At 61.2% G+C, this 21,638-nt stretch carries 19 protein-coding genes; 6 read left to right on the top strand and 13 right to left on the bottom strand.

The features are described 5' to 3' along the window. Positions 1-213 precede the first annotated feature (213 nt). The 3 genes from C666_RS01055 to C666_RS01045 all read right to left on the bottom strand — a co-directional run bounded on the left by C666_RS01055 (position 214) and on the right by C666_RS01045 (position 4,535). Entirely contained in the window at positions 214-2,703 is a 2,490-nt protein-coding gene (locus tag C666_RS01055; RefSeq protein WP_004332650.1) for a TonB-dependent siderophore receptor, read from the bottom strand. Positions 2,704-3,009: 306 nt separating this feature from the next. Beyond that, the gene (locus C666_RS01050; protein WP_004332648.1) at positions 3,010-4,023 is read right to left on the bottom strand and encodes a FecR domain-containing protein; all 1,014 of its coding nucleotides are present in this window, start codon (positions 4,021-4,023) and stop codon (positions 3,010-3,012) included. Further along, complete coding sequence (locus C666_RS01045; protein WP_004332647.1) at positions 4,020-4,535, bottom strand: sigma-70 family RNA polymerase sigma factor; 516 nt, start codon at positions 4,533-4,535, stop codon at positions 4,020-4,022. The genes C666_RS01050 and C666_RS01045 overlap by 4 nt, the downstream gene beginning before the upstream one ends. Positions 4,536-4,950: 415 nt before the next feature. Here C666_RS01045 and C666_RS01040 point away from each other — a divergent pair, with 415 nt between their 5' ends. From C666_RS01040 to C666_RS01025, 4 genes are read left to right on the top strand one after another with little or no spacing between them, the layout of a single operon-like run. Continuing rightward, complete coding sequence (locus C666_RS01040; protein ID WP_004332645.1) at positions 4,951-6,591, top strand: PepSY-associated TM helix domain-containing protein; 1,641 nt, start codon at positions 4,951-4,953, stop codon at positions 6,589-6,591. Then, positions 6,588-6,899 (top strand): hypothetical protein, encoded by a 312-nt coding sequence (locus C666_RS01035; protein WP_004332644.1) that lies wholly within the window; start codon positions 6,588-6,590, stop codon positions 6,897-6,899. Before C666_RS01040 ends, C666_RS01035 begins: the two co-directional genes overlap by 4 nt. Continuing rightward, complete coding sequence (locus tag C666_RS01030; RefSeq protein WP_004332642.1) at positions 6,896-7,750, top strand: DUF3325 domain-containing protein; 855 nt, start codon at positions 6,896-6,898, stop codon at positions 7,748-7,750. Before C666_RS01035 ends, C666_RS01030 begins: the two co-directional genes overlap by 4 nt. Beyond that, complete coding sequence (locus C666_RS01025) at positions 7,737-8,096, top strand: hypothetical protein (protein WP_004332639.1); 360 nt, start codon at positions 7,737-7,739, stop codon at positions 8,094-8,096. Before C666_RS01030 ends, C666_RS01025 begins: the two co-directional genes overlap by 14 nt. A gap of 48 nt (positions 8,097-8,144) precedes the next feature. Here C666_RS01025 and C666_RS01020 read toward each other — a convergent pair whose 3' ends face one another. From C666_RS01020 to C666_RS01005, 3 genes are all read right to left on the bottom strand, one after another. Further along, positions 8,145-11,834 (bottom strand): bifunctional diguanylate cyclase/phosphodiesterase, encoded by a 3,690-nt coding sequence (locus C666_RS01020; RefSeq protein WP_081593352.1) that lies wholly within the window; start codon positions 11,832-11,834, stop codon positions 8,145-8,147. Between the two features lie 518 nt (positions 11,835-12,352). Beyond that, positions 12,353-14,518: a glycosyl hydrolase family 28-related protein gene (locus C666_RS19480; RefSeq protein WP_081593351.1), complete on the bottom strand. Its 2,166-nt coding sequence runs from the start codon at positions 14,516-14,518 to the stop codon at positions 12,353-12,355. A gap of 63 nt (positions 14,519-14,581) precedes the next feature. After that, a complete protein-coding gene (locus C666_RS01005; protein ID WP_154666192.1) occupies positions 14,582-14,890 on the bottom strand; it encodes a hypothetical protein in 309 nt (102 codons plus the stop codon). Between C666_RS01005 and C666_RS01000 the strand changes: the two genes are divergently transcribed. Together C666_RS01000 and C666_RS00995 are read left to right on the top strand one after the other, a co-directional pair. Further along, entirely contained in the window at positions 14,871-15,698 is an 828-nt protein-coding gene (locus C666_RS01000) for a hypothetical protein (RefSeq protein ID WP_154666191.1), read from the top strand. The two genes, C666_RS01005 and C666_RS01000, sit on opposite strands and share 20 nt — an antisense overlap. Next, entirely contained in the window at positions 15,644-16,570 is a 927-nt protein-coding gene (locus tag C666_RS00995; protein ID WP_004332632.1) for a hypothetical protein, read from the top strand. Before C666_RS01000 ends, C666_RS00995 begins: the two co-directional genes overlap by 55 nt. 2 nt (positions 16,571-16,572) lie before the next feature. Here C666_RS00995 and C666_RS00990 read toward each other — a convergent pair whose 3' ends face one another. From C666_RS00990 to C666_RS20255, 7 genes are all read right to left on the bottom strand, one after another. Further along, entirely contained in the window at positions 16,573-16,923 is a 351-nt protein-coding gene (locus C666_RS00990) for a hypothetical protein (RefSeq protein ID WP_004332631.1), read from the bottom strand. Between the two features lie 75 nt (positions 16,924-16,998). Next, on the bottom strand, positions 16,999-17,238 hold the full coding sequence (locus C666_RS00985) for a hypothetical protein (protein ID WP_004332630.1): 240 nt from the start codon (positions 17,236-17,238) through the stop codon (positions 16,999-17,001). Between the two features lie 199 nt (positions 17,239-17,437). Next, on the bottom strand, positions 17,438-18,649 hold the full coding sequence (locus C666_RS19475) for an AAA family ATPase (protein WP_157280476.1): 1,212 nt from the start codon (positions 18,647-18,649) through the stop codon (positions 17,438-17,440). Positions 18,650-19,214: 565 nt separating this feature from the next. Continuing rightward, positions 19,215-19,685 carry a hypothetical protein gene (locus C666_RS19270; RefSeq protein ID WP_004332629.1) on the bottom strand — a complete coding sequence of 157 codons (471 nt, stop codon included), beginning with the start codon at positions 19,683-19,685 and terminating at the stop codon, positions 19,215-19,217. Further along, positions 19,678-20,163: a helix-turn-helix transcriptional regulator gene (locus C666_RS21150; protein WP_004332627.1), complete on the bottom strand. Its 486-nt coding sequence runs from the start codon at positions 20,161-20,163 to the stop codon at positions 19,678-19,680. Before C666_RS21150 ends, C666_RS19270 begins: the two co-directional genes overlap by 8 nt. Continuing rightward, positions 20,099-20,521, bottom strand: a complete 423-nt coding sequence (locus C666_RS00970) for a hypothetical protein (RefSeq protein ID WP_004332626.1) — start codon at positions 20,519-20,521, stop codon at positions 20,099-20,101. The genes C666_RS21150 and C666_RS00970 overlap by 65 nt, the downstream gene beginning before the upstream one ends. Positions 20,522-20,715: 194 nt before the next feature. Beyond that, positions 20,716-21,354, bottom strand: a complete 639-nt coding sequence (locus C666_RS20255; protein WP_004332624.1) for a thermonuclease family protein — start codon at positions 21,352-21,354, stop codon at positions 20,716-20,718. Between the last annotated feature and the right edge of the window lie 284 nt (positions 21,355-21,638).

The raw sequence follows: 21,638 nt of genomic DNA, 5'->3' as shown, positions 1-21,638 counted from the left end.
ATCTGGTCCGGCGTCTGTCTGAATACGAAGGCAGGCGCGACACGCGCAGCGCCCCATCCTGCGCGTGTTGAAGGAAACGGCGCCCGCAAGCGGGTGCCGTCGTGGTTGATGTGTGCAGTGCGCGGGACGGCTTTGGCTGCGAAGGGGCGCTACAGGAGCGGTGCCGTGTTTTCCTGGGTATCGCTGCGTTCAGCCCAAACTACGGAACTGGCCTTAGAATTTATATTTAGCAGAGATTATATAGTTTCTCGGATCTCCGAAGAAATTTGATCCCCATGGGCTGCTTATAGTGAAATAGTATTTTTTGTCGAACACATTATTGATTTTGAATGATATTTCAGTGTTTCTGTTGAGCGCGTGGCTCACAAATAGGTCCGCCACGGTATAGCCTTCTTGCTTTATTCCATTCGTTCCATAAGGAGAGTGGGTCTTGCTTTGTGTGTGGATTCCACCGCCAATTTTCCAGTCTTGCAGTTTTCCTGGCAGTCTGTAGTTGGTAAAAGCTTTAAAAAGATTCAATGGGAGATTCGTCCCCCAGCGATCTCCGGCAATGTAGACGTTAGTCTGGCTGTAGGATGATTTTTCGAGCACCTTTGCATAGTTATAGGTGTAGCCAGCACCGATCTGCCAGTTTTCGGTCAGGCTTCCGTTCAGTTCTATGTCTATGCCTCGGCTTCTTACTTTTCCTGAAGGTACATAGCAGGAGACTTGGCCGGCCATACAAGATGCAGTAGACAAGGAAATGGGAAGGTTCTCCAAGTCCAACTGGAAAACAGCCAAACTGGCGTTCAACCTTCCGTCCAAGTACTCGCCTTTTAGGCCGATTTCATAGTTGGAGCCTTCCTGCGGATCGAGCAGGCTACTGCTTGGCGTTTGATAGTTTTGAGGTTTGAATATCCTAGTCCAGCTTATATAGGCCGTGTAAGTATCGTTCAGGTCGTACACCAATCCGGCATAGGGTGTGAACTCACGAGTGGCTTTGTAGCTGGCGTTATTGGTTATAATGACATTATCTACCTCATATTCATACCAGTCCAGACGTCCGCCCAGAATCAGTTTTAGCTGATCGCTAAAGGTGAATCGGCTTGTCACGTATGCGGCAGATTGTTCAGTGTCTACATACTGATGCCAGGCGTGCCAATCAGAGATAATGGAGGGCTTGGGAACGGAGCTGGGATCCCAGTTGGTAGGGTCGAAACTGCTACCGGAAAAGTCGGTATTTGCCCCGAGATTACGATTCTTCACTTTCCTATGGCTGGCGCCCAGCAGCAGGTCGTGGTTTTTTCCAAATAGCGAGAAATTCCCTGAAAGCAGGCCGTCAAGGCTGTACTGCTTTTCATCATATCGATAAGCCTGACCGGCACCGGCCAGCCGGAAATAAGGGTTATGGTCTGCCGAATATCCGAGAGAAGTTGATAAAAAATCATGCTCACTATGCATGTATGTGGCGGAGACCTTGGATTTCCAGTCTTCCGAGAGTCGATGTTCCAGTTCGGTGAACACGGTCATGCTTTCTTTGTCATGAAATGACCAACTCGGGCTCATTCGGGTCGAGCGAGAGATGGGAAGGAAGCTTCCGTCCAGATAGGTGCCCAGGCCGATCCAGGAGGTTCCGGGGTTATCTTCCCGACTCCAAGAAGCGCCAAGCGTCAGCAGCGTGTTTTCGCCGATATCGCCTTCGAGCACACCGTAGAGCAGGCTGCGCTTGTTCTCGGCGTAGTCGATGAAGGAGTTCTTGTCCTGGTAGGACACTACCGCCCTGCCTCGCAGGCCGCCTTGTGCTGTCAGTGGCCCGGAGACATCCAGCCCGACTTGGTAATTGTCCCAACTGCCAGCGGCGGCGTTAGCAGAGCCTTGGAATTCCCGGGTGGGGCGTTTGCGCACCAGATTGATCGAGCCACCAGGAGAGCCTACCCCTTCCATCAGCCCTGAAACACCGCGCACCACTTCGACCCTGTCGTACATGGATAGTCCCGTGGACATAGTGTCAAAGTTATAGGTGACGGGAAGGCCATCGAGCATCAGGTTGTCGATATCGAAACCGCGTGAAATAAAACGATCTCTTTCTCCGCCCCACTTATTCACTGTCAGACCGGGCGTATATTTCACTGCATCGCTGAGGGTGTTCAGGCCTTGGTCTTCTATCCGCTGGCGGGTAAGGACGGTCACCGTCTGCGGGGTTTCGCGGATGGAGAGCGGCAGCTTGGTGGCCGTACTCATGCTGCCAGTGGTGTAGGAACCGGTGTTTTCGGTGGTGGCGTCGAGCAGCGCGCCGGCGCTTACCTTCACCGGTGCAAGGGTCGTTTCTCCCTGCCGCGCCGGCAGCCTGCGCAAGGTGTATTCGTTGCCGCCCCGGTTAACGGCCTCCAGCCCGGTGCCGGCCAGCACGGTGGCCAGGGCGGCGGCGAGGGTGTGCCGGCCGCGCACGCCGGGGCTGTTCAACTCGCTGGTGAAGCCGGAATCCGCCGAAAGCTGGATGCCGGCCTGCGTGGCGAAGGCGAGCAGGGCGCCCGCCAGCGGCCCGGCCGGCACGTCGTAGCGGCGTGCTTCGGCGGTTTCGGCAGCCTGGGCGGCAGGCATCGCATGGGGGAGGCCGGCGATCAGCGGCAGGCCGAGCAGCGCGCCGCGCACGGCCAGGGCCATCAGAGTGGGGCGGGTCTTGGTACGCGGGGCAGGAACTGCGGCGGGGCGGGAGTCAGTCATGGGGATGCCTTGCTCGGATCGGTTGGATGAAAGGGGTTTCATCCGGTAAGCCAATCGAGGCAGGCGAAAAGGGAACCTTGATCGCGATTTTTTTCGCCGGGCCGTCCCAGGCCGGCAGGCATGGGGCTTTCTGCGGCCCGATGTTCCATCATCCGTTGCGCCGGCCCGCCCTGCCGGATGATTGCCCAAGCGTTGCCGCCGCGCGTTGGAGCCCGCCCAGGATGGTTTCGGCGACGTGCATGGAGAAATCCGACGGAAGGCGTGCGCGCCAGGATGTCATCGATGAGCGGTCCGGCGGATGGCGCGTCACCCCGTCCTGTCTTGAGGCGCGGATTCTTTCTGCCGTGCTTCCACCACCACCCACCACGGCAGGATGCGCCGGATGCGCACGGGCAGGGTGGCTTCCAGCGCGGCGAGCACGCGGTCGGTGTCCGCGAGTTCGTAGGCGCCGACGAGGCGCAGGTTGGCGGCTTCCGGGGCGCAGCCGAGATAGCCGGGGCGGTGGCGGGCGAGTTCGGCGATGAAATCTTCCAGGCGTACGTCTTCGGCCAGCAGCAGGCCGCGTTGCCAGGCTTCGCGGGCGTGGCCGGCCGTTTCGGCGGGCGTGGCGCCGGCTGCGTTGAGGTGGCTCTGCTGGCCGGCCGCAAGAACCCGCGGGGAGCCGCCGTTGGCGGGGCTGAGTTCGACGGTGCCTGCGAAGACGGTGATCTGTGTGCTGTCTTCGCGGCGCTGGACGCTGAAACGGGTGCCGAGGGCGCGCAGGCGGCCGTGGGCGGTGTCGACGATGAAGGGGCGCGGCGGCTGGACCGTGTCGAGGGCGGTTTCGACGAGGATTTCGCCGCGATGGAGGCGGATGCGTCGCCGCCCGGTGTCGTAGTCCACGTCCATGGCGCTGGCGGTGTTGAGCCAGATGCGGCCGCCGTCGGCGAGTTCGACTTCGCGCCGTTCGCCGGTGGCGGTGGTGTAGCCCGCGTTCCATTCGGCCCACGGCGCGCGGCTGGCCGCCATCCAGCCGAGGCTGCCGGTACCGCACAGCAGGAGCAGCATCTTGGCGGCCTGGCGACGGACCCGCTGGCGTTCGGAGGCCGTGTCGAGCGTCTGGCGGGCGCCGCTCTTGTCGGTGGTTGGCAGGCTGGTGAAGGCGCCGCTGATGGCCTGGACCCTGGCCCAGGCGGCGCGGTGCCGTTCGTCGGCCTCGCACCAAGCTTGCCAGCGCTGCCATTGGTCGGCGCTGACCGACGATGAGCCGAGGACGGCGAACCATTCGGCCGCTTGTTGCAGTACCTGGAAGTCGGGCGCGGGGGCAGGGTTGGTCTTCATGCCGGGGCGAGGCCCGATTGCAGGCAGTGGAGCATGGCCTGGGCCATGTATTTCTTGACCATGCGTTCGGAGACGCCCAGGTGCCCGGCGATCTCGATGTAGCTCAGGCCTTCCAGCTGCGCCATCAGGAAAGCGCTGCGGGCCTTGGGGTTGAGGCGGTCGAGTAGGGCGTCGAGCTCGCACAGCGCTTCGAGCAGCAGGGTGCGTTCTTCGGGCGAGGGGGCGAGCGGCTCGGGTTGGCTGGACAGTGTTTCCAGCCAGGCGCGCTCGATCTCCAGGCGCCGCCAGTGATTGACCACCAGCCCGTGGGCAACGGTGGCCAGATAGGCCTGCGGCTGGCGCAGGGCCTCTACGGGGGTGCCGCGTTGCTCCTGGGTCAATAGCCTTACGAAGGTGTCCTGGGCCAGGTCTGCTGCGTGGTCCGAGCAGCCGAGCTTCTGGCGCAGCCAGGAACGCAGCCAGCGGTGATGTTCGGCGTACAGGTCGGCAATGGGATGGGCTGTTGCGGGCACGGAACGCTCCGGAACTCGAGAACTGCAGGTGTGCTGGCCAGCCAGTGCTGCTGTTTCGTTATCGATAATATTTCTTATTTTTATTTGAGCGGCACCTGGCCGTCAATATCTTCAGATATGTAACATCGTGTAAGAAATGTCCGCTTTTTGCCGCCTCAAACGACATACCCTATGAGAACGCAAAAAAACGCCAGGGCGGCTTTCCTCCCCGGTGTCTCGTGCAGGACGACTGGCCCCGAATGCCGCTTGCTGTGGTTCGGGGCCAGCCACCATACGGACGGGCGGCCTTGTTGCCGCCCGTTCCCTTTTTGGCCCGGAGCCGTGGTCGACCGCGGCATCCTTTTTTCAGACATTCATCGATGGACAGACAACTCTTCTTCCCATGTGCGTGCGCCCCGCATGGATGGGGGCAAGCATGAAGGAACATTTCCGCCAGTCGATGGCCTGGCTGCACACCTGGTCCGGCCTGATCGTGGGGTGGGTGCTGTTCTTCGTGTTCGTCACCGGCACGGCAGGCTATTTCCAGTACCAGATCACCCAGTGGATGCAGCCCGAGCGGCTGGTGGTCCGGGCGCCGGTTTCCGAAGACCGGGCGGCGATGCTCGACCATGCCCTGAACCGCCTGGAAACGGTGGCGCCGGTGGCCGCCAGCTGGCGCATCACGCTGCCCCATGAGTCCTTCGCCGGCCGTGGCTGGCAGGAGTTCTCGATCCGTTGGGAGGAAATGCCCCAGCCAGGCCACGAATGGGGCGCGAGCGGTAGCGAGCGGCTGGACCCGGCGACCGGCGCAATGCTGCCAGCCGGCCCCGAGCCGCGCGACACCGCCGGGGGCGGGGGTTTGTACCGCATGCACTATGTGCTGCATTACCTGCCCTACGAGTGGGCGATCCGCATCGTCGGTGCCTGCACGATGCTGATGCTGCTGGCCATCGTCAGTGGCGTGATCACGCACAAGAAGATCTTCAAGGATTTCTTCACGTTCAGACCCGGCAAGGGGCAGCGGAGCTGGCTGGATGCGCACAATGCGATCAGCGTGATGGCCTTGCCCTTCTTCCTGATGATCACCTATAGCGGCCTGGTGTTCTTCTTGTTTACCTACATGCCCGCGGGGCGCGATGTGCTGTACGGCACGGGCCCCACGGCGCGGACGGCGTATTTCGACGAACTGCACGAACATGGCGAGCACGCGCACGCGCCGATCGGCCGGCCTGTGGTACCCGTTGCGCCTCTCGTCGCCCAGGCCGAAGAGGCGTGGGGCCGGGGGCAGGTGGCATCGATCGTCATCGAGCGCCATGAAGGCGAGCCGCCGGAGATCGTGGTCGCGCGGGTGCCTGGCGGCAGTGTGGATTTCTGGAATCCGCCCACGCTGCGCTTTCATGCCGAAACGGGTGAATCGCTCGGGCCCGAACCCCCGACAGGGGGGAGTGCCGCCCTGACGCAGAGCGTGATGCTCAACCTGCATGAAGGCCTGTTCGCCGACATATGGGGCCGCTGGTTGTATTTCATCGCCGGGCTGTTGGGGTGCGCCATGATCGGCACCGGCCTGGTGTTGTGGACCGTCAAGCGCCGCAGGCACCACCTGGCCAGCGGCAGCGAAGGCGGCGAGCATCCGGGGGTGCGCTTGGTGGAAACGCTCAACGTCGCCACCATCGCCGGCCTGCCGCTGGCCGTGGCGGCCTATTTCTGCGCCAACCGCTTGCTGCCGGTCGAGTTGGCAGAGCGCGCGGCGTGGGAACTGCACAGCCTGTTCGCGGTGTGGCTGGGGACCTGGTTCTATGCGCAGGCGCGCCCGCTGCGGCGGGCCTGGGTCGAGTTGCTGTGGGCCGCCTGCGCCGCCTACGCGTTCGTGCCGGTGCTCAACGCCCTGACCACCGACCGCCACCTGGGGCAGACCCTGCCCGCGGGCGACTGGGGGCTGGCGGGGTTCGACCTGACGATGTGGGGCCTGGCGGCGATCCTCGCCGTGATGGCCGTCAAGGTACAGCGCCGGCTGGCTCCTGCCGCCCGGCCCACCGAGATTCATGCCCGGGCCGTGCCCGGCAAGGAGGCCGCATGAAGAAATCCACGAGTTTGACGGCGGCTTATCGCTGGTCCGTGGCTTCGCGCGTGGCGGCTGCCGCGCTGGGTGGCTACGCGCTCGCGTCCGCCGCCACGGTGCTGCTGGCGCTGTTGTGGCCCGCGCCCAAGGCCCAGGCCCTACTGTGGGCCAGCATGCTCAGTTTCACCGCCTATACCGTGGCGGTGATCTGGGCATTCCATGCCCGCAGCAACGGCCGCGCCTGGAGCGGCATGCTCGTCGGCACGCTGCTGACGTCAGGCATTGCATATGTGGTCTGGCTGGCAGGGCAGGGAGGTGGCGCATGAGCCCCGTTTTTGCCTTGAGCGGCATGCATCTGTCCATTTTGGTGCTGAGCCTGCTGGGTTTCTGCGCCCTGGCCTTCGCCACCGAGCGACATGCCAAGCACCTGCTGGGCAGGATGCCGGCGCCGGGCTGGCGGCGGATGGCACGGGTGGCGGGCTGGCTGCTGCTGTTCGTCGCGCTGGCGCAGGGCATCGCAGCGCTGGGCAGCGGGGTGGGCATCACTCTGTGGCTGGGTTGGCTGAGCATCGCCGCGCTGGCGCTGGTGTTCGCACTGCCGAAGTGGCCCTGGCAGCCGCCGGTGCGTGAGAATCCGGCGCGCAACAGGCCGCGCGACGATGCCGGTCAGTCCCCTGCGGTTGCCGTGTCGCGCTCCCGCCGCTGGGTGGCGGCGGGGTTGCTGGCCGCCACGGTGGCGGTGTTCGCCATTGCGCTGCTGCGCGTGGAGCCCCAGCCGCTGCAGCGCGAGGATGCCATCCAGGGAACGCTCGGCCCCTGGTCCTTCACCCTGGCCGAGGCGGATCGCAATGCGCCCGAGGTGGTCGACATGGACGTGCCGATCAAGGCTTTCCGGCTGCGTTTCTGCGAGGCTTGCGATGCGGATATCCGCCATGCCTACCTCAAGGTGAACAAGCCCCGTTCCATGCGTGCGGCGGGCATGGCCTTCGAAGGCGCGCGCTGGGAACGCGAGGTCGAGATCCAGTTGCCCGCCAATCTTCAGGCCGACAGCGAGTTGTGGCTGACCGTGGTGGGCAAGGACGGAAGCGTGCACCAGGCAGCCTGGAGCATGGAGCGGGTGTCCCCCGCCACGGTGGCGTGGTTCGATCGGCAAAGGAGTGGACATGCGAATCGGTGATGCAGGTGGTTCCGCCGTGGTGCGGCAATGGCTGGTGGCCGGTTTGCTGGCCATGCTGGGTTCGGGCGCCTTGGCGCACGAACCCATCGCCAAGTGCGAACTCGTGGATGAGGCGACGGTGCGTTGCCGGGGCGGCTACGGTCATGGCGAAGGCGCGCCGGACGCGATCATGGACGTGATCGGCCATGATGGAACGGTACTGCTGGCGGGCAAGCTCGGCGAGGATTCGACGTTGACGTTCAAGCGTCCGGAGCAGCCTTTCTACGTGCTGTTCGACGTGGGGCCGGGGCACCAGGTCGTGATCGAGCAGGAGGAAATCAGCCCGCTCCAGGCACGCCGGCGCTGATCGGACGGAAAAGAGACTGAGGCGCGGGCGGAGTCTTCCGCCCGCGCCTCAGTCGCGTGGGCCCATCTCGAGGCGCCGCCCGCTGCGCAGCAGTGCTGCGAACTCCTCGGCCGAGAGCGGCATGCTGAAATAATAGCCCTGGATCTCGTCGCACCCGTGTTCGCGCAGCAGGTGGCAGTGCTCGCTCGTCTCGACGCCTTCGGCGATCACCTTGAACTTCAGGTTGTGAGCAAGCGCAATGACAGCGCGCACGATCGTTTCGTCCTCGGTCTGCGTAAGCATGTTGTGCACGAAGGACTGGTCGATCTTCAGGGTATCCACGCGGAAGCGCTTCAGATAGTTGAGGCTCGAATAGCCGGTGCCGAAATCGTCGATCGACAGTTTCACGCCGATGTCCTTGAGCCGGTCTATGGTGTCCGTGACGTTTTCGATGTCCTGGGCGATCAGGCTCTCGGTGATCTCGAGCTCCAGCCAGGCCGGCGGCAGGCCGGTTTCCTGCAGCGTGCGCTTCACCCAGGCGACCACGTCCTGCTGCAGGAACTGGCGTACCGATATGTTTACCGCGACGCTGGATGGCGGCAGGCCGGCGTCCAGCCAGGCGCGGGCCTGGGCACATGCGGTGCGCAGCACCCAGTCGCCGATCGGCACGATCAGGCCGGAGTCCTCGGCGATGGGAATGAAATGCCCGGGAGAAACGGCTCCCAGTTCGGGGTGCTGCCAGCGCAGCAGCGCCTCGCAGCCGGTGATGCGGCCATCCTGCAGGTTGACCTTGGGCTGATAGACGAGCCGCAGTTGCTCCGCCGCCGCGGCATTGCGCAGCCGGGTCTCGAGGTCGACGCGGCGTTGCGTTTCCTTGCTCATCTCGTGGGTGAAGAACTGGCAGGTATTGCGGCCCAGTTCCTTGGCACGGTACATCGCCATGTCGGCGTGCTCGATCAGCGCCTCGGCGGTCTCGCCGTCGCAGGGGAACACACTCACGCCGATGCTGCCGGACAGGTGGATGTTCCGGCCCTGGACGATGATCGGACGGTCGAGGCCGTCGATGATCTTGCGCGCGATGGCCTCGGCATCGGTGTGCTGGCGCAGGTCGGCCAGCAGGATCAGGAACTCGTCGCCGCCGAGGCGGCCCACGGTGTCGCTCTCGCGCACGAGCTGCTGCAGCCGTTCGCCGGCGGCCTTCAGCACGGCATCGCCGAACAGGTGGCCGTAGCCGTCATTGACCACTTTGAAACGGTCCAGGTCGAGGTAGAGCACGGCAAGCAGGCTGCCGCTGCGGCGGGCGTGGGAGATGGCCTGGGCGATGCGGTCCTGGATCAGGTTGCGGTTCGGAAGGCCCGTCAGGTCGTCGTGCATCGCCAGGCGGCGAATGCGTGCCTCGGCCTGTTTGCGTTCGGTGATGTCCTGCGTCGCGCCGACCATGCGCACGTCCCGTCCTGCGACGTCGCGCAGCACGATGCCGCAGTCGCGCACGTCGGCGTAACTGCCGTCCAGGCGGCGGAAACGGTATTCATCCTCCCACGTCTGTCCGCCCTCGGCGATGACGGCGCGGATGTGCGTGGACACGCGTTCCAGGTCGTCGGGGTGGATGTGGCGTTCCCATGCCGAGACCGTGGAGATGTCTTTTGCGGAGTAGCCGAACAGCGTCTGGACGTTGTCGCTTACCCAGAAGTCGTCCGTGACCAGATCCCATTCCCACACCGCGTCACGGGTCGCGCGCGCGGCGGCATGGAAGCGGGCGAGGCTTTCCCGCAGCGCGGTTTCCGCCCGCTTGCGTTCGGCGATGTCGTAGCCGACGCCGACGAAGCCGCGCTGTCCACCGTATTCGAAGCGGACGCCGGTAAACAGGTACGGAATCCGCCGTCCATCCTTGAGCAGATAGTCGGCCTCGACCGCGCATTCGCCCTTTTCGAACACCTCGCGGATGCCGCTTGCGACCCGCGCCTTTTCCTCGTCGGCGTAGAACATCATCGGGTCCGCGCCCGCCAGCTCCTGGGCCGTATAGCCTGCGATGCGCTCCAGATTACGGTTCCAGCGCACCAGGCGCACGTTCTCGTCATAGTGGTAGAACACGCCCGGCAGGCTGTTGAGCACCGCGTCGACATAGTCGCGTTCCTGTTGCAGCCGCCGCTCTGCGATGCGGCGTGCGGAGATGTCGTTGATGAACAGCGTATGGATCGGCCGTCCGTGTTGGTTCACCGTGAGGGCGCGCAGCTCGGCATCGAATGCGTGGTGTGCGCCTGCCAGGCGGAACATGCCGGCATCCTTGGTGGCCAGCATTTCGTCCCAGTGCGCGGGGCCGTCCGGCGCGGCGATGGCCTGCCGGGCCGGCTGCTCCAGCACCTGCTCGCGGTCCAGGCCGAACAGGCGTTCGGCGGCGGCGTTCCATTCGATCACCACGAGGTCCTGGTCCAGGCTGATGACCGCCACGTCGGTGGAGTCGAAGATCGCGCCCTTCAATGCAAGCGAGGCCACCTGCTGCTCCTTGGCTTCGAGCAGCTCGACGTTCTGGACGGCGAGTTGTTCCTCGCGCTGCCGTACCGCCATCGCCATGTGGTTGAGGGCTTCGCCCAGCCGCTGGGTTTCGCGGAAGTGATTGGAGGCGGGGGCGATGACGAGCGCGTTCGGCGTCCCCGCCTGTCCCGCCCGCGCGACGCTGCGTTCCAGCTCCGCCAGCGGCCGGCTCAAGCGTCTCGCCATGCGTGCCGAGATCAGTGTCAGGCCGATCGCCATCAGCAAGCCCAGGCACGCGACCTGGTACAGCTGGGTGCGCAGCGGCTCCTCGATGAGGGAGGCCTTGTGTGTCGCGATGACGACCCAGGTGAGCCCGCCCGCCAGTTCGAGGCGATTGGCCGCGGCCCAGTAGTCGCCGTTCTGCGATTCGAGACGGGTGACGGTGGTTTTCCCCTGAAAGTCGATCAGCGGAGCGAATTCGTCTGGCACCGGCAACGGGGCTCCCTGGATGAGTGGATCGCCGATCAGGCGCGGTATCGGCCCCAGTTCCACGATCTGGAGCCGTACCGTCTGCGAGGTGGCGATGGCGGCCAGAAAGCGGTTGAGCGCGGGGAGATCGAAATCGGCATCGAGGACGCAGAGCAACTGGCCGTCGCGATCCCGCAGTGCTTTCACGTAGCTCAATCCCCAGAGCGGGCCGCTATCGCCGTTGTGCACGATCCACTGATAGGCCGGTATCCAGCGTCCTTGCGCGGGCTCCGCCAAGGCTTCGAGATAGAAAGGGCGTTCGCGCGGATCGTAGCCATTGGCTGCATGCTGGTCATGCGCGGCGAATCCGTTCTCCGTCAGGATGAAGTTGCGTGTGACCCGATCCTCCGACCGCGTTCCCGGATGAAGCCAGAGCAGCACCCGGCCGTCGGCGGTCCGTTCCAGGTTGCCGTACTCGCCGTTCTGCGGCAATGCGATGCTCAGATAGCTCAGTTCCGGGCGCTGCTCGAAGGCGGCCAGCGAGTTTTCCAGCGCCGGGCGCAAGGTATCGGCGGTGACGGCCAGCGTCCTGGCGGCGCGTTCGGCCGAGTCGACCGTCATTTCCGCCGCATCGATCAATATGCGCAGCCGCTCGACCGATTGGTCCAGCGAGCGGGCGAGATCGCGTTCGGCCACCTCCCGCGTACTGGACACCGCCTGCCATGCAAGCGCGGCCAGTGCGACCGCACCAATTCCCAGCGCCAGCCCGGCCACGTTCTGCACCAACACACGGGTAAACGATCGAGTCGGCCGCGTCATTGCTTCTTTCTGATGTTCAATGTAGTCGTGTCATATTCGCATCTGTTCGCCCCGACGCATAGAAATTCGTTCGGTCAACCGGTGCCTGGCTGGCAGCAGTGTCGCGGTGGGGTGCGAGTCGGGTTCCGGGGGATGCATTGGGGCGGGGGATGCGGGTGCTCCCGCAATGATGGCTGTAGTGCCGCGGCCATGAGACGCACGAAAAAAGGCTGTGGATAGAAGTCTATCCACAGCCCTTTTCTATTTGGGGCGACATACCGGGATCGAACCGGTGACACCTGGAGCCACAATCTAAGAGGAAATTAATAAAAATCAATGTGTTGTTATATGTTTTTTGTAACTTGGTCGCCCTTGGTCACCACCAGTGGCAGGGGCATACTCATTGATCTTACTAAGCCTGTTTGCATGTTTTTTGGCCTTGACGCCCCCGGTAGAGCGACGCCCATGCCCCAGTGCTGGCCGCAGGAGGGAGCGGGAACTGGCGGGGCGTTCATGCGATTTCCGCGGTAGTCCTGGGGTTATGCTAGGAAAACAGAAAAGCCATGCGTATTTCGATCATTATGGAGTGCTACATTGCCCCCGTGCGACTGACTGGCCAGAACACGGATAGCGTCACCTGACTTTAATTCGATAGCTGCACGGAGCGAAAACGTAGTTCTGAATCCAGATCGAGAAAATCCGCTACTTGAAGCAGCCCCGCTCCCATTCTTGGAAAGAATCAAATTAACGGTAGCATCGGCGCTAATGGTGATGCAGATAAAAACATCGAATATGTAGCAGCCATCAAGCGGAGCGGTAAAAACTCCGGTCAGGGGGTCGTAAGACGAATTTACTGAATAAATGCCTCCGTTATTAAGGAGAGAGTCAAAAGAAAGCGCAGCGGAGCTCCCGCCAATGTTTACCCCGGCCGTTAAAGCAGAGCTACTAAATCCAGCAATTACTGTGGGTTTTCTGTTGCCATAACGCAGCAGCGTACTTCCGAGAGAAACCCTGTTTCCTCTATCTGCGGGGAATCCGGTAACTCCTACGTAGGGGTTGCCGTTGTTTTCAATCCTGACGCCAGATATTTCGCAGTTTTCGCACGAACTGGATCCGCTGTAAAGTGTGACTGCCCCGAAATTATCATCTATCCGGTGCATGCACCCATACGATACCATTTCCCGATTGATGCTTTGAGCCAGGATATGGACCTTCGGTGTAGGCACGGATATGCCGAACCTATCACTTGTAATAAATCTGTTATTCTTTAGCGTCAGCCCCGACGTTCGATCAATAATAATGTGGTTGTCTTTTGATGCATCAAACTCCGTGTCGCTGATGGTTACTCCTGTGGGGGCAGCAGATACAACTCTTGTTATTTTTACGTTGAATCCTTCCCCCTCAGGCGCCTGTAAGGAATTAAGCCCGAATCCGCATTTTTCTATTTTGCAGTTATAGCCTGCGACGACAATGCCTCCGAGTCGCGCGCCTGCGACTCTGGTTTGGAATATGTGCCACTGCGAACTGCCGATTCCGCTGCCTTGTACGATGCCGTATCGGACACTTTCCATTAGGCAGTTATTTAGGCGCAACCCAATAACGGAGTAGCCGTCCGGATTGTTCGGCTCTCCCCAGTCATTGGATAGATCATCCCGAAGCTCCGTATAAATTCCATCCCCATCGAGGTTAAAAACTCTGACGTCCTCGATTGTTAGATACCAGCATCCGAGAAGCCGGATTCCTGCTACATTGGTCGCCTCATTTTTCTTGGTAAAAGTGATGCCTCTGATTAGCCCTCCAAGTTGATAAAGGTATGGCGCTTTTTCCGCCCCTGATATATCAAGGACAGGGGACATGTCGGGGGCGATGAAATTCGCCACAATCGTGGTGCGTTGCATCCCGGCTCCGGATATCCTTAATCCGGGGGAGAACCCTTCAGTTTCGTATACCAACGGGCTAGATACCAGGAACGCACCAGCCGGGACATGAATTTCGAGTCCTTTAGGCGCGGCGAAATCAATTGCAGCTTGAATAGCGGCAGTATCATCAGATACCCCATCCCCCGCCGCGCCGAAATCCATGACGCTCACCTGCTCCCGGGCTTTATCCTGCAATGTGCGCAGCACTGCCCCAGCGCCGTTTTGCCGAAACCCGACGAGCGATGAACCGTCTGCCTCAGCGAGTTGCTGCCCAAGCAGGGTGCCTCCGATCGGCGCGTAGTTTTTCAGTCCGTCGTTACCCTCGTTCCAGCCAATTAGCATCCCTGCAATGGGCGATGGCAACGCTTTGTCACCAAGTGGGGAGGTAATCGCCACCCTTAACGCGCGGTCGACCTTCTCGTTGATCTGCTGGATCTGCGCTACGTGCCGGTCCAGCGCATCCTCGATGACGCGCGGATAGAAACCTCCGTTGCTGGTGATGTCGGTCGGCTGCAGGTTGGGCACCACGCTGGTGACAGCGAGCCGGTAGCCGGTGGCGAGCGGCGCGGCCAGGGTGACGGTGCCGCCGGGCGCGACGTCCTGATCGGGGTTGAGCGTCACCGCGAAGTCGGAATTGAGAACGAGCGCAGTCTCGGCGCCCAGGGTGTCGGCTCGCGTGACGGCCACGTCGGAGGCGGCGAACACCTTGAAGGAGAACGGGAAGGCAGTCGTTACGCCGTTGCCGGTGAAAGGGCCGGCCTTGCGGAGTTCGGTCGAGATGGTCATGCGCGTGAGTCTCCAGGAGTAGCCTGCACGCTACCCCCGGAGAATCGAACCACGCGCACCGGGTTAGTTGCGTGGCGGCGGGCCGGCGATCACCGCCAGCGGGTTGTCGGTGCGGCCCTCGAGCAGCGCGGCCGTGCCTTCGACCGTGCGATTGACCTGGCCGGCCGGATAGTGGAAGAGCACGCCCGCGGTGTTGTTCGCGGCCTTGAAGGCGGCCATGTCGAAGTCGCCCTGGCCGACTTGCGCGCCGAGCCTGTAGAGGTCCGAGAAGAACCGCAGGCCCGCCGGCCCGCTGTAGCCGAACTGGCCGCCGAAGCCGGTGGCCGCCTGCACCGCGCTCGTCATCTCGCGCGTGAGCGGGAAGAAACCCATCAGGAAGGAGCCCGAGTGGGTCGAGCCGGCGCCCTTCACGATCGAGGCCGCCAACGGCGGCACGATGTCGCTGCGCGGCGGCTACTACCCGATCAAGTACGACCCGATGCAATCAGGCGAGGCCGCGGCACACGCAGACGCCGAGGGCGCCAAGCAGATGATGCGCGCCGCCTACACCGCCGCCACCACGCGGCGCAGCTACACCAAGGGCCGCGCCGATCGCGTGATGAGCCGCCCGCTGCTGCTGTCCTTCGACGGCATCTACCAAGGCGCGAACGAGGTGATCCACGACCTGTCGTGGCACGAGTGGCTGATCGACGCCAACAAGATCCTGCGCCGGCTCGATGCGCCGATGCGCCAGCACTTCGGCGCCGAGAAGGTGACGGCGATCAAGCGCGCGATGGAAGACATCGCCCGCGGCGACCAGCCGGCCACGACCGCGTTCGAGCGCACCCTGGGGCACTTGCGCAGCGGCGCAACCATCGCCGGCCTGGGCTGGAACCTTCGCACTGCGCTGTTGCAGCCGCTCGGTCTGACCAACTCGATCGTGCGCGTCGGCCCGGCATGGATCGCCCGCGGACTGCGCGAGTTCTACGGATCGCCCGCGCACATGGCGCGCAAGGTCGAAGAGGCGCAAGCGAAGTCCGAGTTCCTGCGCAACCGCATGCGCACGATGAACCGCGAGATCAACGACGTGGTGAACCGGCTCGACAAGGGTACCCGGACGAGACTCGGAGGGGCGCCGCGCAGGGCATGGCTGCAGCCGGTCCCGCCCGCGGGTTTCCCGGATTCCGGCCCGAAGACCTGACCCAGCAGCAGCGCAATGATGCGGGCGACGCCTATCGCACGGCTTGGCAGCGGGAAGCGCCCGGCGGCCTGCGCAACGCCAGCGGGCCGGGCCTGGGTTTCTACAACGCCGAACAGCAGGTGCGCGGTACCGGCATCACCGCCCAGCGCGACGCCAACGGCCGCATGTCGTTCTCGGGCGATGGCACGAACGCGCTGCCGCAGCCCTTCACGCGGGGCATCGACCTGAACCTCGGTAACGAGCGCATGGCCAGGGCGAACGCGATTCGCGGTGAGATGACTGCGATCCGCGATGGAGCCAACTTCAACGCTGGCGGCGCCCTGTCTCGGCGGGCGACACAGGACGAGATTACCCGTGGCCTGCTGACCGGCCCGAGCCGTAGCGGCCGGCAGGTTGCTGCGCAGTTGATTGGTCAGCAACAGCAGGCGGGGCTCGCCCAGCAGCGTCTGACCCAGGATGCCGACCTGGCCGGGCAGCGGCTGGGCCTTGACCAGCAACGTGTCGGCGCGGAAGCCGAGGGGCAGCGCCTGCAGAATGCGCGCTATCAGCAGGAAAGCAATCTACTGGATCAACTGCTGAGCGCCGAGGGATCGGAGACCCAGGGCAGGATCATCGCGCAACTCCAGGCGCTGCGAGGGCAGCAGGCGCCCCGCGAGGATCGCTACATCGTGGCGGACTACGATACCGGGCGAACCGACATGGACGGCAACCCCGTGACGATGCGGGCACCGTTCAACACGAGGACAGGGGAGTTTGTGAGGCAGGAGGCGGGGACTCTGACTTCTGTACAGAATCGCCCCGTCGGCACCACATCACGAGTGGGTGACCGTGTTGCGGTATGGGACGGGGTGAAGTGGGTTGAACGCAGCTAGGGTCAGCGCTGCATGGGAGGAGGGGTAATTACCCCTTTCTCCCAGTCTGGCGTGGGCTCGTCGTACAGCTTCCTGCAACTCGCCGAGATCATGGCGGCGCCCCTTTGGCTGCGGGTGTCGCCTGCTTTTTTCAGCGTACATTCGGCGCCTGAGTCGAAGCCGAAGAAGCCGCGGCCGGAGCCCTGCTTGACCGCCTGAAGCCCGCCGGGGAAGTCGGACAGGCAGACTTGGTGGGCAGCGTAGGCCGCTGCGTCGTTCTGAACTCCGGGCATCCGGTCCAGGATGCATTCGGCGTAGTTGGCGTGGGCGGCCAAGGGCGCCAGCAAGGAAAAAGCGAGGATGGCTTTATGCATCCTCGCTTTGTACTGCGACCGGGCCGGCAGTGCAAGGCTACGGCATGCTATTGACTCAGCGGTCGCCTTGCGTACTTAGCTGCTCCCGTATTTTTCTTTGTACTCTTCAACCAAGTTTTCAGTATTCACGAACTGACGAGAATCACGATACAGATCGTCCCATATGGCTTTGAGTAGGTGTTTGATGGACGCCTCCCCGTGAGAAGGAAATTCCTTCATCAGAGTTTCCACTGCTTTCTCGAAGTCGTCCGTTGCTTGATCTGCCGATTCTCCATATGAAGGGGAGATGCCCCTGAAAATATCGTCATCGTTCATGAAGTCCTCCGTCGTCTAATTCACTTCCCTGCGATGATTATGGCAGTAGCTCAGATGGGGGGGTGTGATTAAACTCACGGCACATCCAGTTGTGCTGGATGGCGTCAATCTTCGATGATGGAAAAGGCATCATCAGAGCCCAAGGCGCGGCGGGCTCAAAATTCAATCAGTCTTCATTCAAAAAACTATCCTGCTGCCACTAGGCAACAGGAGTTTCAACCTCAGATTCTGTAATGAGGCCTTTCTTAATCCCATTCATAATCACAAATGGTTGTAGTAAAGGATTAATAAACCGAAATCTATACCTTCGAGCCGTACCTGTTCGCTGCAGAACAGGGCCGCGATCATTCTCGCAGAATTTGTTCAGGTGTTGTGAGAAAGCTGGAATATCATATTCCTTTCTCATGATCTTGGTTAGGTACGGCCTTACTTCAACAGCAGCGAAGTACCCAAGTCCGTCCTGAGGCGCTAGAGCACACGCTAATAGGACCTGAGGATACAAGTTTTCTCTAGGGCTGTTTGTTGCTTTGTGATATGCGCCGATAATTGACTGCTGCGCTTTATCCATGGACGAGTCGATCGCCTTTCTAACATGAGAGACTTTTATCTTGCTTTCATCACTTGAGACGGCATCCTGCGCAGCGTACAGCGATAGCAGGTGAGTGAAGTGCGGTAGGCCTTGAGAAATAACCGCAATTCTCTCCTTTGCGTCAGGTGTTATTGACATGTCTACGGATCTCAATCCTTTATCAATAATCTCAAAGAGTTCTGCCTTCGACATCCGAGGCATTCGGATTTGGACCAGGGCGCGTTCGATTGACTGATGCTCTGATATAAGTGCGTCAACCGAGTCTGCCACGCCGACCAACAGAAGAGTGGCATCAATAGCGTGATCAGAAAGCGTCTTAATTGTATCGGCAAGGAGTGTTGTCGCTACTTCATCCTCAAGGCGATCCAACTCATCAATTACGATCAGACACTTTCCGACTCGAGAGAATAGGCGCCTCACATCATCTGGCGTGATCTCTGCCGGAAGAAACTGACTCAATGAAGAACGCTCAACCTTCATGTCTCCAGTAAACCCAAGTTGAGACATCTTCGTCGTTACCGATGTATCCTCAAGCACCTTGTGCCACAACGACGAGAACGTCATCATTGGATCGCAATTAATCGAAGCGACGATCATGGAGCCTGAATGCTGCACTAAGCTGGAGATAACACGCGCTAGCGATGTTTTACCGACACCACGCTCACCGAACAGAATCGCATGTTGTCCCTTTTGATTGACGGCATTGATTACGTCCATCAATTGTGTGACCCGTCCAGAAAAGAGGGACTGCTGATCAATGGGGGCGCTTGGACTAAAGGTTTGTGCCAATTCCTGAGCTTTGGTGAGCTTGTCAGCCGCCATGTTCATCTCCAAGTAAAGTATGGTTTCGCTAAGTATGACACGCTTTGCTATGATTATGAACGCAGCCGCTGGGTGCGCACTACCAAAGAGACCTCGTTGGCGGTGGCAGACGTAACGACGCCCCTCGCGGGGCGTTGTGGTGTGAGTCAGGCGGCGATCGTCTCCTCGCTCAGGTTGCGATATCAGTTTCACGAGCGAAGCGGCTCGTAGACCTTCACCCCTGCGGCAACCGCAGCGCGCCGCATGTCTGCAGTGCCTCGCCCTCCAGGTAGAAGCACCACACCATCTGGGTGGATCGCCGAGCAGGCCAACGAGATCATAGGCTGCACTGCAAAAGATGTTGGATGGGGCCACGACGACAAGGCAGAGTCCCGGCGCTACGCCGCCGCACGCGAGGCGCAGATGACCGCGTAGGCTTGCGCCGCTGGCCCCAGAAACGACAACGCCCCGCGAGGGGCGTTTAGTTGGGGTGGAACTCTGAGATGCAGGGCGGGGCAAACCGAGCAGGGACAAAAAAGCCCACCGAGAGCGGGCTTCTTGATTGCGCACGACAGGGCGCCCATCATCAGCTTGAGAGCTTTCCTGCGACAGTGGGTGCAACGCCGCCTTTCTTGATGCGCAGCCGCCTGCTCTTCATATCTCCATCTTCTGTTTCTGCGACGACCACCAAAGACGACTCGGAATCAATTGCGAACGGGGAAAGCGCGAAAACGAAGTTCACTGCCATGAAGTGCTGCCCATCTTCGCCTTTTATTGAATCGTCGAGTCCATCGCCGAATTCCAGTTGACCGCCGTCCTTGGTCAGTTCCCCTGAGTCGATGATGGCTGCGTCGTTATGGAACACTCGAACTCGTAGTCGACTGAACGGCCTTTCCAATGGCGTTACGACATTTACCCAAGCACATAGCTTCGGTAGAACGACCGGCATCACGTCAATAAACATGTCGCCGAGATACACGCCCATAAGACTGTGCTTGTTTCCAAGCTCCGTGCGAATGTCATCACAGTAAACGATCTCAATGTGACGCTCAGCCATTCTGTTCTCCTTGGCCCGCACCGATTGCTCTCGAGACCACATCAAGCGTTTCGCCGAGCGCCTCGGACAGCTTGAGAAGAGTTGAGCGCCGCGGGTCGTCCAAACCTGCTTCTATACGCGACAGGCGAGACTGTGACGAGCCGATCCGACGTGCGAGCTCTGCCTGGGACATTCCTTTCCGAAGCCTCAGTGCGGAAAGCGTTGTTTCCGTGAACAGTGTTTCAGCGAGACGCTGTCTCGCGCGAACGAGCGCACGCGCCCGGCCCGGATTCTGTTCCAGTTCAGCAGCGCGGGTATGAATGTCACGCCACCCTTCACGCTGCCGCGGATGGATTACGGCGGCTTCGAACCGCAGTACAGTGCTGGGGCTCGAAGTTGTGCTTGCATCACTTGTTGATATACGACGGACAACTTCAGGGCAGGTCGAGCTCTCCGTAAGTACGGATGATGCGCTTCGAGAGCGGATGATCTGAGTCATAGTCGAAATCTCGCGGAACGATGCCTAGGACGTAGTAGCGGCGTTCAATCGGGTGAAGTGCATAAATGATGCGGTGATTTGCAGCGACGTTTGGAACGTCAAAGAGGCGCGCTCTCCACAACGCAAAATTACCCCACAGCTGTTTCCATCTCTTGATGTCGTAGTCGAAATCGGTAGAGTAACTGCGGTAGTCCTGGATAGTGAATCGATCGAGTATTTCTTGTGACGAGGATGCTTCCTCGAGAAACACGTCAATCGCCGCTGCGCCATCTTCATCAAGCTCATAGAGAGCATCGAGGTCTTCCTCGGCACACTTGTGAACAGATAGAGAGTAATGATCGGGCGGTGAGTATCTCATACCGTTTTCGGTATATCAACAGGCTGGCAATTGTTACAGTCTACTCTACCGAGGTGTGCTTATGTTGAGACTGGTGCGTTTGCACAGCGCAGACGCCAAGCTTAGAGGCGTCTGTTTTTGGGGCCTGTTGCATAGTGACGAACCTCTATAACTAACTGTTTTAAATAATAAAAATTGCGGCCTGCTGGGGCGATTCACCGACAGTTCCCCGCCTTCCTGTACCCCGCCGCGCGTGCTTCGGCCTCAGTCCTGAACGCCTCGACGTTCCTTGGGCTGATGTCGTGGTAGTTCCGGCAGCCCGGGACATGGTAGATGCCCGACCGCTTGTTACCGCGCACTTCGACTGATGCCGCGGCGGCGAGTGCTTGCCGGGGCGGCGTTGTCCTCGAAGGGGCAGGCGGGGCGCTGACGGATCGCTGTTGCTGGCGCCACGACCAGGGCGGAGTTGCCGCCGGCCCCGCCCACAATCCGCGGCGCGCGGCCCTTGCCTCATCCTGCAGCCGGTACATCCCGCGGTCGATCACATGCTGGTCATAGACCCAAGCCATTCCGGTGCGGACCTGCTCGGCGTTGGCATCCACCCCATCGCAGGTTACCCGCCCGACCGTGCGACCGTACTGGTCAGTGTCAGTGATGCGCACGATCGCTTGCTTGCGGTGACAGATCGCCGCCAGCGACTGCTTGGAGCGGTCGCCGTATGCCTGGCCGGACTCTGGCGCGTCGATTTCGCCAAGCCGGACCTTGACCTGCTGATGGCCGTTCTCCAAGCACGTCAGCGTGTCGCCATCAGCGATGGCGATCACGAGGCAGAGCAGGATGGTGCTTGCTGTCATATTTCAGATCATGGCAGCAAAGCCGAATGATATGAAGGCATCCTTCCACGTTATCCCCAAAATCTGGGGGTTGCCCTGTGGAAAACCTCACGGACAGCCCTGTTCCAGCAGGTTTCCCGCTGTGCCTGCATCCTGAGCGGAGGGCCGCTAGAATATGCTATCGACAACATTGGGGATAATCATGAAGCTGCACCACTACACGGCAGATGAGGTGTCACTGACCGCCACAATAGAGCCAGCGATGATCGGCATATAGAAGCCACTTGACCGGGGCTCTGACGGAC

Source organism: Thauera linaloolentis 47Lol = DSM 12138 (assembly GCF_000310205.1).
Lineage (GTDB): Bacteria > Pseudomonadota > Gammaproteobacteria > Burkholderiales > Rhodocyclaceae > Thauera > Thauera linaloolentis.
Note: the sequence above shows the minus strand (reverse complement) of the source record. Positions and strands in the feature narration are given on the sequence as shown.